7 protein-coding genes are annotated in these 10825 nt (G+C 60.6%); 6 read left to right on the forward strand and 1 reads right to left on the reverse strand.

Annotated features, from left to right (window positions below; all coding sequences use genetic code 11):
- Positions 1-48: 48 nt before the first annotated feature.
- Positions 49-687 (reverse strand): TetR/AcrR family transcriptional regulator, encoded by a 639-nt coding sequence (locus tag QRN50_RS22835; RefSeq protein WP_024639208.1) that lies wholly within the window; start codon positions 685-687, stop codon positions 49-51.
- 512 nt (positions 688-1199) lie between these two features.
- Here QRN50_RS22835 and QRN50_RS22840 point away from each other — a divergent pair.
- The 6 genes from QRN50_RS22840 to QRN50_RS22865 all read left to right on the forward strand — a co-directional run bounded on the left by QRN50_RS22840 (position 1200) and on the right by QRN50_RS22865 (position 10625).
- Positions 1200-4070: a PAS domain-containing hybrid sensor histidine kinase/response regulator gene (locus QRN50_RS22840; RefSeq protein ID WP_060400662.1), complete on the forward strand. Its 2871-nt coding sequence runs from the start codon at positions 1200-1202 to the stop codon at positions 4068-4070.
- 105 nt (positions 4071-4175) lie between these two features.
- Positions 4176-4784, forward strand: coding sequence for a TetR/AcrR family transcriptional regulator (locus QRN50_RS22845; RefSeq protein ID WP_010429686.1), 609 nt, complete (start codon positions 4176-4178; stop codon positions 4782-4784).
- Between the two features lie 354 nt (positions 4785-5138).
- Positions 5139-6770 (forward strand): methyl-accepting chemotaxis protein, encoded by a 1632-nt coding sequence (locus tag QRN50_RS22850; RefSeq protein WP_024639206.1) that lies wholly within the window; start codon positions 5139-5141, stop codon positions 6768-6770.
- Positions 6771-6875: 105 nt separating this feature from the next.
- Entirely contained in the window at positions 6876-7697 is an 822-nt protein-coding gene (locus QRN50_RS22855; protein WP_003315245.1) for an aldo/keto reductase, read from the forward strand.
- A 172-nt stretch (positions 7698-7869) separates the two neighbouring features.
- The gene (locus tag QRN50_RS22860) at positions 7870-8889 is read left to right on the forward strand and encodes a transporter (RefSeq protein WP_024643017.1); all 1020 of its coding nucleotides are present in this window, start codon (positions 7870-7872) and stop codon (positions 8887-8889) included.
- A gap of 119 nt (positions 8890-9008) precedes the next feature.
- Positions 9009-10625, forward strand: coding sequence for an inorganic phosphate transporter (locus QRN50_RS22865; protein ID WP_003415783.1), 1617 nt, complete (start codon positions 9009-9011; stop codon positions 10623-10625).
- Positions 10626-10825 lie beyond the last annotated feature (200 nt).

Here is a 10825-nt window from a genome sequence, read left to right on the forward strand (position 1 = left end):
TCGGTGGTCGACAGGACCACCGATGCCTGCCTGGCAAACGCTCGCAGCTCAGCGTGCCGCCAGATCCCGCGCCAGTCGTTCGAGAAATCTGGCAAACCCCTCCTCTATCTGCACATCCCCTGGCGATCGAAGCCATTGAATCTGCATGCCATCCATCATGGCGGCTATCTCCAGGCTGATCTGCCTTGCGTCGATATCCGCCCGAATTTCGCCTGCCTCGACCAGCAACTTCAGATGCGCCTGAAGATGGCCGTGCACAATCGCAAAACGCTCGCTGAACCAGCGGTGTGCAGGATGCGTGACCGACAGACTTTCAGTGTTGATGATCATCAGCGCCTGGCTGACCGCGGCGTCTTCGATACTGAAACTCATGACCTGCTTCAGAAACGACAGGAACCCCTGCAGAGAAGCGACCTGATCGGCATCCTGCAGCCGGCCGGCAATGTACTGGTCGCGATGTTCGAGAACAGCTTGCAGCAGCACCAGTTTGGTCGGGAAGTGGTGCAGCAGGCCGACCTGAGAGAGACCTGCCACCTTGGCAATGTTGGTCAGCGAGGCGCCGGCATACCCATCCCGAGCGAAAAGGGTCATGGCCGCCTTGATGATTTCGGCCTTGCGCACCTCGCCCTTGGGCAGGCGACGCTTGGTGGGTGCAGGAGTAGCGGAACTGTTTGCATCGATGGACATACGAAGGGCACGTTTCGCATAACGAAAGGGTAAATCCTAGCACGCGTTCCGAAGAACCCCGAAAAAAGGCTGACTCGAAAGCCCCACCCGCATCAGGTAATGAGCAATGTGTGCAGCCTGCAAACAAAGTTGTTACCCAGGCCTGACATTCTCTAAAGAAAGCCGCCCCCAGGCCGATGAATACCCGGGAAAATCGCTGCGCCTTTGAACATGTCCCCGGAACCAGCGCAGGACACAATGGCTGTTTTAAATTCTGATCCTTCGAAACCCGATTCGTCGGCAGGTGTCCACTGACGCAGCCACTGCGCTGCAGTCACGGCAGGACGTGAGCTCAGGCGCGGCAATGACTGTATGGTGGTCGCCATAGAAAGACGCCCATCAGGCACTGCCTGCCGAGGGAAAGCAGACCGTGCAAAGCAGGCCATCGGCAAGTTTCCGCCCATGCCAAACATAACGTGTGAGCGGGAGGCGCTCTGAAAGACCTGACAAGAGAAGAGCTGGAGGCGCAGATCGTGGACCTGCGCAGAACGCTTGAAGAAGCCGGCATCGACGCCGCAACAAATACCTGTCGGCCCTCAGCCGTCGCCCGGGCGGCACGCCACCGCGCAGTCTTTGACAGCGCGATGGATTTCGCCATGATCCTGACCGATGGCAACGGCATCATCACCGACTGGAACCCTGGCGCAGAGCAGGTTCTGGGCTGGACCCAGGAAGAGATGGTCGGTCAGAGCGCCAAGCGTTTCTTTACGCCCGAAGACCTGGCCAGCAACCGGGTCGAACATGAAATGCAGCTTGCGCTGAGCGTAGGCCGGGCGTCGGACGAGCGCTGGCACCTGCGCAAGGACGGTGAGCTGTTCTGGGCATCAGGCGAGATGATGCCGCTCTACGATGAGAACAATACCCACCTCGGTTTCGTGAAAATCCTGCGCGACCGTACCCGCGAGCATCTGGCCGGCCGCGCGACCGAAGAAGCCCAGGAACGTTACCGGCTCGCCGCCAAGGCGACCAATGACTCGATCTGGGACTGGGACTTTGCAACCAATCTGGTGCTCTGGAACGACGCGCTGGAAGAGGCTTACGGCCACCCGCTGGCAACCCTGGACAACTCCGGTGACTGGTGGATCGGCCAGATCCATCCCGACGACCGCACCCGCGTATACGACTCCATTCATGCCGTGATCGACGGCAATGGTACTGCCTGGACAGACGAATACCGCTTTCGTCGTCTGGACGGGTCCTATGCCGACGTACTGGACCGCGGTCATGTGATACGCGATATCGACGGCCAGGCGGTGCGCATGATCGGCGCAATGCTCGACATGTCGCAGATGCGCAAGGCCGAGACGGCGCTGCGCCAGAGCGAAGAGCGCTCGAGGGCCATGCTGGAGACCATCGAAGCCGCATTCGCCATCATTCAGGTCAGGTTCGATGCCGATGACAGCCCGGTGGACTACCGCTTCATCGAGGCCAACCCTGCCTTTGAACGTCAGGCCGGTGTCGATTTGCGCGGCAAGTGGGTGACCGAGTTCGCGCCGGACCTGGAGCGGTTCTGGTTCGAAGCCTATGGCAACGTCGCCAAAACCGGCGAGCCTGCCAGCTTCGAGAACTATGCCAAGGCGTTCGAGCGCTGGTTCGAAGTCAAGGCGGTGCGTGTCGGTGAACCGGCTGATCGGCAGATTGCGGTGATCTTCAGCGATGTGACGGCGCGACGCGATGCCGAGGAGCGCTTGCGCACCAGCGAGGCCGTCGCACGCGAAAACATCGACCGCGTTCAGCTCGCCCTGGCCGCCGGTGCAATCATCGGCACCTGGCACTGGGACTTGCCGACCGATCGCTTCACCGTCGACGAAGCCTTCGCCAAGGCCTTCGGTCTGGACCCCGCGCTGGGCCGTGAAGGCCTGAGTCTTGAGCAAGTCATTGCCACTGTTCACCCGGAAGACAAGCAAGGCCTGATCACTGCGATCAATGCGGTCATCACCAACGGGCGTGTTTACGCCCACCAGTACCGCGTTCGTCGTACTGATGGCATCTACTACTGGATCGAAGCCAACGGCCGGGTCGATCGGGCCGAGGATGGCACACCATTGAGCTTTCCCGGCGTGCTCATCAACGTTGACGAACGACGCGCCGTGGCGGCAGAACGCGACCGTGCCACTGCCGCGCTGCGTGCCCTCAACGACACGCTTGAGCAACGCGTGGCAGCGCGCACCACCGAGCTCATGCAGGCCGAAGAGAAGCTGCGCCAGTCGCAGAAAATGGAAGCGGTCGGGCAACTGACCGGTGGCCTCGCCCACGACTTCAACAACCTGCTGGCAGGCATTTCCGGGGCTCTGGAACTGATGGGCACCCGGATCGAGCAAGGGCGCTGGGGCGAGGTCGACAAGTACATCGTGACGGCCCAGGGCGCGGCCAAACGTGCCGCGGCTCTGACGCACCGGCTGCTGGCCTTCTCTCGACGCCAGACCCTGGACCCGCAGCCGACTGACGTGAACAGGCTGATGAAAGGCATGACCGACCTGATCCAGCGCACCGTTGGCCCCAGCATCGTGGTCGAGACCCTGGGTGCCACGGGGCTGTGGCCGACACTGGTCGACGCCAGCCAGCTGGAAAACGCGCTGCTGAACCTGTGCATCAACGCCCGCGATGCCATGCCGGACGGCGGACGCATCACCATCGAGGCGAGCAACCGCTGGATAGACGGCGATGTGGCACGCACACACGATATGCCCGAGGGCCACTATCTGTCGCTGTGCGTCACCGATACCGGTACCGGCATGACGCCTGATGTCATCGCCAAGGCATTCGACCCGTTCTTCACCACCAAACCCATTGGCCAGGGCACCGGGCTGGGTCTGTCGATGATTTACGGGTTCGCCAATCAGTCTGGCGGACGGGTGCGTATTCAGTCAGAGGTCGGCAAGGGAACCGCGATATCCCTGTACCTGCCCCGCTACGACGGCACTGCGGCCAGAGACGAAGGCGATGTGCACAAGACACCGTTCGAGTTCACCCAGTCCGGGGAAACCATCCTGATCGTGGACGACGAACCCACGGTGCGCATGCTGCTCACCGACGCCCTCGGCGACCTGGGCTATACGCTGATCGAAGCCGCCGACAGCCTGGCTGGCCTAAAGCTGCTGCGTTCGGATGTGCATATCGACCTGCTTATCACTGACGTGGGCTTGCCGGGCGGCATGAACGGACGACAAATGGCCGATGCCGGACGCGAGGTCCGCCCGCATCTGAAGACCCTGTTCATCACCGGCTACGCGGAAAACGCTGCCATCGGTGACGAACAGCTCGGTCCAGGAATGCGCGTACTGACCAAGCCGTTTGCGATTGAAGCGTTGGCAGCCAGAGTCCAGGAACTGATGGGTGCCTGAGTAAACGGCCCGGTGCAACCCTGCCCCGGGCCGTCAACATTGAGCGCTGCGCAAACCCGGTGCTAACATGCGCGACCGCCATGCAGGCAAGGGAACAACCGGGTCATGAGCAGTATCCGCGAGCGCAACAAAGAACTCATCCTGCGCGCTGCCAGCGAGGAATTCGCCGACAAGGGCTTCGCCGCCAGCAAGACCAGCGATATCGCGGCCAAAGCCGGTGTCCCCAAGCCCAACGTCTATTACTACTTCAAATCCAAGGAAAACCTCTATCGCGAGGTGCTGGAAAGCATCATCGAGCCCATTCTGCGTGCGTCGACGCCCTTCAACCCCGAAGGCGTGCCTGCCGAAGTCCTCAGCCGCTATATCCGTTCGAAAATCCAGATTTCCCGTGATCTGCCCTTCGCCTCGAAAGTGTTCGCCAGCGAGATCATGCATGGCGCCCCGCACCTGACAGCGCAGCAGATCGAACAGCTCAATGGCCAGGCACGGCACAACATCGAATGCATCCAGGCCTGGATCGACAGCGGACAGATCGCCCCGCTCGATCCTCATCACCTGATGTTCACCATCTGGGCCGCGACCCAGACCTACGCCGATTTCGACTGGCAGATCGCAACGGTCACCGGCAAGGCAAAACTGCAGGATGCCGATTACGAGGCGGCCACCCGGACCATCCTCAGGCTGGTGCTCAAAGGCTGCGAGCCGGACCGCTGAACCCACCCTGCTTTCCTGCAGACGCAAAAAACCCGCCGAAGCGGGTGGTTTTGCAACATGACCATTCCGACATCCTGTCAGTAGCCTCCTGGCAATGGTCGATCCTCCCTGATCACTGCGGCGTTCCTTCGCTGCAGCTGTTGAATTGGATCCTACATTCACTGAGGGTCAGTCGATAGAGCCAATCGCGTCTGTTGCTGTAAGCCTTTCGCCATACCCGTGTACGCCGCTAAAAAGTGTGACCGACCGCTCATGTTTGATCATGACGCGCCGAGATGCTTAAAAGGCCCTGAATCGCGCGCTGCGCGGATCGGAGTCATCAGAAGAAAAAAAATAATGCATGGGATGCCGATCATGAGTATGCGCAGTTTGTCCATCAGCCGCCGTCTGTGGCTGATTCTTGTCGTTTCAGTGCTGATGCTCTTCGTCCTTTCGGCGACGCTGCTCAGGCAACTGCATAACGACCTGTATCAGGCCAAGGCCGAGAAAACCATGCATGTGGTGCAGACGGCCAGCGGCATCCTCTCCTTCTATCAAGGGCTTGAAGCCGCCGGCGGCATGACCCGCGAGGCTGCGCAACAGCAAGCCTTGAAAGAGATAAAGAGCCTGCGTTACAGCCAGAGCGACTACTTCTGGATCAACGACCTGCGCCCGGTGATGATCATGCACCCCACCAACCCCAAGCTCGAAGGCCAGGATCTATCGACCATCACGGACCCGGACGGCTTTGCGGTGTTCAATGAAATGGTCACGCTGGTCAAAGCCCAGGGTGCCGGGATGGTCAATTATCGCTGGCCCAAGCCCGGTGCCAGCGAGCCGGTGAAAAAGACCTCCTACGTGCAACTGTTTCAACCATGGGGCTGGATTCTGGGGTCCGGCGTTTACGTGGATGACGTAGCGGCGGAATTCAAGACCCAACTGTGGAACGCCGGGATGTTCATCGCCTGCATCGTGCTGATCATGGTGTTGCTGCTGGTCACGATCGTACGCAGCATCGTGCGCCCTCTCAGAGCGGCGGTCGGTGCGATGGCCAGCATTGCCAGTGGCGAGAGCGATCTGACCCGCACGCTGGAAACCCATGGCAAGGATGAAATAACCGAGCTGGGTACGCACTTCAATGCCTTTGTCGCCAAGCTGCGCAATGTCGTCGGTCAGTTGCAGCACTCGGCCGTGGCGCTGGGCCAGGCCTCGACCGATCTGGGCAGCGACGCCGAACAGGCGCAGAGCCGCAGCGAGCAACAATCGCAACAGATGGACCTGGTTGCCACTGCGGTCAACGAAGTGACCTACGGTGTGCAGGACGTGGCCAAGAACGCTGAACATGCCGCCAGCGAAATGCGCGATGCCGAGTCACAGGCACAGCAGGGTCAAATCAATATCGATAACAGCCTGCGCCAGATCGAACACCTCTCCAGCACCATCGGTCAGGCCGTGCAAGTGATGCAGAGCCTGGCCAGCGAGAGCACGCAGATCGGCAGCGTACTGGAAGTGATCAGTTCGATTGCCGAGCAGACCAACCTGCTGGCGCTGAACGCCGCCATCGAGGCCGCGCGCGCCGGCGAACAGGGCCGCGGCTTTGCCGTAGTGGCCGACGAAGTGCGTCTGCTGGCCCAGCGCACGCAGAAATCGACCGCAGAAATCCAGTCAATGATCGAACGCCTGCAAAAGCATTCCGATGCAGCGGTCAAGGTGATCGGTGACAGCAGCCGCTCTTCGCAGTTGACCATCGAGCAGGCCAATCAGGCCGGCCAGAGCCTGACCTCCATCAGTCAGGCGCTGCGCAACCTCAACAGCCTGAATGCATCGATCGCCAGCGCCACCCTGCAGCAGACGCACGTGGTGGATGACATCAACCAGAACGTCACCCAGGCCGCGCAACTGTCCCAGAGCACCGCACTGGCCGCCGAACAATCGACTTCGGCCAGTCTGCATCTGCGCGGGTTGAGCGAAGAGTTGAACACCTTGCTGAAGCAGTTCCGGGTTTAAATCTGCATTGTCATTGGGGTGTCACGGAACCTCGTGCGCCTCTTGTTGCCTGAGACCTGCTTATTCAACCGCTCATTAGCTGCTTATTTAATTGCAGGGGGTCACATGCGCACACTGGAACTGGCAGGCAGAACCGTACCAGTGCTGGGTCAGGGCACCTGGCACATGGGTGAAAAAGGGCATCAGCGCTCGGCAGAAATCGCCGGCCTGTGCCTCGGTATCGAACAGGGCCTGACCCTGATCGACACCGCCGAGATGTACGCCGATGGCGCTGCCGAGGAAATCGTCGGGCAAGCCATTGCCGGACAGCGGGACAAGGTATTCGTGGTCAGCAAGGTCTACCCGCACAACGCCAGCCGCGCCGGTATTCCAACCGCGTGCGAGGCCAGCCTGCGGCGAATGAACACCGACTACATCGATCTGTACTTGCTGCACTGGCCAGGCCAGTACCCGCTGACCGAGACGGTCGAGGCATTCGAGCGTCTGCGTGAAGCGGGCAAAATCGGTGCCTGGGGGGTGTCCAACTTTGATGTGCCGGACATGATCGAGCTCAACAACCCGCGTTGTGCCACCAATCAGGTGCTCTACAACCCGGAGCAACGCGGCATCGAGTTCGACCTGATGCTGTGGAGCGCAGACCGTCATCTGCCCTTGATGGCTTACTGCCCGATCGGCCAGGCTGGCGATCTGCTCTACCACCCTGCCCTGCACGAAATCGCCAAACGCCACGATGCAACACCGGCGCAGATTTCCCTGGCGTGGGTGCTTCGCCAGGACAACATGATCGCCATTCCCAAGGCGACCAACCCGGAACACATTCGTCTGAACATCGCTGCCGAGCAGATTCGTCTGACCGAGCGCGATCTGGCCGATATCGATCTGGCATGGCCTGCGCCGACTCGCAAGGTGCCACTGGCGATGGTCTGACCGCTGTCGAGGCGGTAGCGAGCTGTCGATTGACTGAACGGCTGCCCATGCAGTCGTTTCTCGATCTGGCGGATGTCACACCCGGCAACAAGCTGTCACAAATATGAAATAACGCCTTGTCATCATGCGGCCTTCGCCTCCCCTGCCCGGGCCAGGCCGCACGTGGACAGCCATGAACCACAGTATCGCTCACCACCATCAGGACTCCGACCTTTTCGGTCTGCTCTACGGCTTCCGTTTTCGCCATGGTGAAAGTGGCCAGGAAATCGGTTCGGCCGCCGCGCTGGATTACCTGCAAAACCCTCCCGAAGAAAACAGCTTCATCTGGCTGCACCTGAACCTCTCGCACGCGGCCTGCGAACGCTGGATGAAAGCCCAGCTGGACCTTCCGGAAGAGTTTTTCGAAGCATTGCACGAGGGCTCGCGTTCGACGCGGATCGAGCACGTGGATACCACGCTGCTGGCGGTCGTCAACGATGTGGTGTTCGACTTCAACAGGCTCTCGACGGATATTTCCACCCTGTGGGTCTGTGCCCGCCAGCGTTTGCTGATCACCGCCCGGCTGCAGCCGCTGCGTTCGGTGGACAAGCTGCGCTCGGCGGTCAAGCGCGGCGAGCAATTCGACTCACCGCTGGAGCTCCTCGCCCACCTGCTGAGCGATCAGGGCGAAGTACTGACGCAGTTCCTGCGCAAGACCAGCGTCAACGTCGACCGCATCGAAGACCAGTTGCTTTCGCAGCGACTAAGCAACAATCGCTCCGAACTCGGCGCCATGCGCCGGGTGCTGGTCCGTCTGCAACGCCTGCTGGCGCTGGAACCCGGTTCGTTGATGCGCCTGTTGCACAAACCTCCGCAATGGCTGCGCGAACAGGATGTCCAGGCGTTGCGTCAGTCCATCGAAGAGTCCTCACTGGTGATCAACGACCTGACGGCGCTGGGCGAGCGCATCAAACTGTTACAGGAAGAAATTGCCGCCAACCTCAACGAACAGAGCAGCAGAACCCTGTTTACCCTGACCGTGGTGACTGTTCTGGCCTTGCCGATCAACATCGTTGCCGGGTTTTTCGGCATGAACGTGGGGGGCGTACCGCTGGCCTCTGACCCTGAGGGCTTCTGGATTCTGGTGGCGCTGGTCGCGACCTTCACGCTGGTCGCCGGGCGCTGGGCGTTCCGCAAACGCGGCGATTACTGAGTCAGCAACCGCCGGTTGTCAGAAAACCGGCGCAAAAGCGCAATCAATTGTTACATGTCTCACCGCTGTCACATTTTGCAATGACCATGTCAATATTCTTTCAATCCAGGATTGCGAACATGGCTACAAACGCACTGTCTCCAGACGCTCTCGGCAAGGCGAGCCTGTCAGCGAGTCAATTCGGTCGCAAGCCCAGCCGAATGACCATGATACTTTTCTTCACGATACTCATCGCAGGCTTGCTGTTCACCGGCTACAGCCTCAAACAGGACGTTGACGACATGGGCACGGTGGTCACCACCTGGACCCCGTTCGTGCTGTTGGGCGTAGCGTTGCTGATCGCCTTGGGCTTCGAGTTCGTCAACGGCTTTCATGACACGGCCAACGCGGTCGCCACCGTGATCTACACGCACTCCCTGCCGCCCGGCTTTGCAGTGGTCTGGTCAGGCTTCTTCAATTTTCTCGGCGTGATGTTTTCCAGCGGCGCGGTGGCATTCGGCATCATTGCCCTGCTGCCGGTGGAACTGATCCTGCAAACCGGCTCATCGGCGGGCTTCGCGATGATCTTCGCGCTGTTGATCGCGGCGATCATCTGGAACCTCGGCACCTGGTGGCTGGGTCTGCCGGCGTCCTCGTCACACACGCTGATCGGTTCGATCATCGGCGTTGGCATCGCCAACGCCCTGATGCACGGGCGGGACGGCACCAGTGGCGTGGACTGGTCGCAGGCCACCAAGATCGGTTACTCACTGCTGCTCTCGCCCTTGGTGGGCTTCGGCTGTGCGGCGTTGCTGTTGCTGGCCATGCGCATGTTCATCAAGAACCGCGCGCTGTACAAGGCTCCGGAAGGCAATGCGCCGCCACCGTTGTGGATTCGCGCCATGCTGATCGTGACCTGCACGGGCGTGTCGTTCGCGCATGGCTCCAACGATGGGCAGAAAGGCATGGGCCTGATCATGCTGATTCTGGTCGGCACACTGCCGATGGCTTATGCGCTGAACCGCACCATGCCCGCCGAACAGGCTACCCAGTTCGCTGCCGTGGCTGAAGTAACCCAGCAGGCGCTGATCCGCAGCGTCCCTCAACCGGCCCCCGGGGATGCGCGCAAGACGCTGTCGGATTACTTGGTCAGCAAGGAGGCGAGCCCTGAACTGATCCCTGCGCTGGCGGTGATGGCGGGCAAGATCGGCGATCAGGTCGCCAGTTATGGCTCGCTGTCGAAGGTGCCTGCCGAGGCTGTGACCAACGTGCGTAACGACATGTACCTGACCTCGGAAACCATCCGCCTGATGGAGAAAAACAAGGTCGGCGATTTCGACGCGAACACCAAGACCAAGCTTGAGGCGTTCAAGGGGCAGATCGACAGTGCTACGCGGTTCATTCCGACCTGGGTCAAGATTGTCGTGGCCATCGCCTTGGGTCTGGGCACGATGGTCGGCTGGAAGCGTATCGTGGTGACGGTGGGCGAGCGCATCGGCAAGACGCACATGACTTACGCCCAAGGCGCGTCGGCAGAGGTCGTGGCGATGTTCACGATCGGCGCGGCGGACATGTATGGGCTGCCGGTATCCACTACGCATGTGCTGTCGTCCGGCGTGGCCGGTTCGATGGTCGCCAATGGCTCGGGGCTGCAAATGCGTACCCTGCGCAATCTGGCCACTGCCTGGGTGCTGACCCTGCCGGCGGCGATCCTCTTGTCAGGTTCGTTGTATTGGGTGTTCAGCAAGCTGTTCTGATGCCTGCTGCGCCCGCCCCCGCTTTGACTATCGTGCCGACGCGCTGCGTCGGCATGCAGTTCGTGACGCTCTGCGTTAGCAATCTCTGATGCGAAACAATGCTATGAGTTACCCATCAGCCGCTGCCAACGAAGTGCTTTTCGAGCGCGATGGCACTGACGACGCAGAGTGCGACGTTAGTGACGGCTGAGTCCTGGCGC

Origin of the sequence: Pseudomonas sp. MEJ108 (genome assembly GCF_030208985.1) — a bacterium.
In the GTDB taxonomy this organism is placed as follows: domain Bacteria; phylum Pseudomonadota; class Gammaproteobacteria; order Pseudomonadales; family Pseudomonadaceae; genus Aquipseudomonas; species Aquipseudomonas fragariae.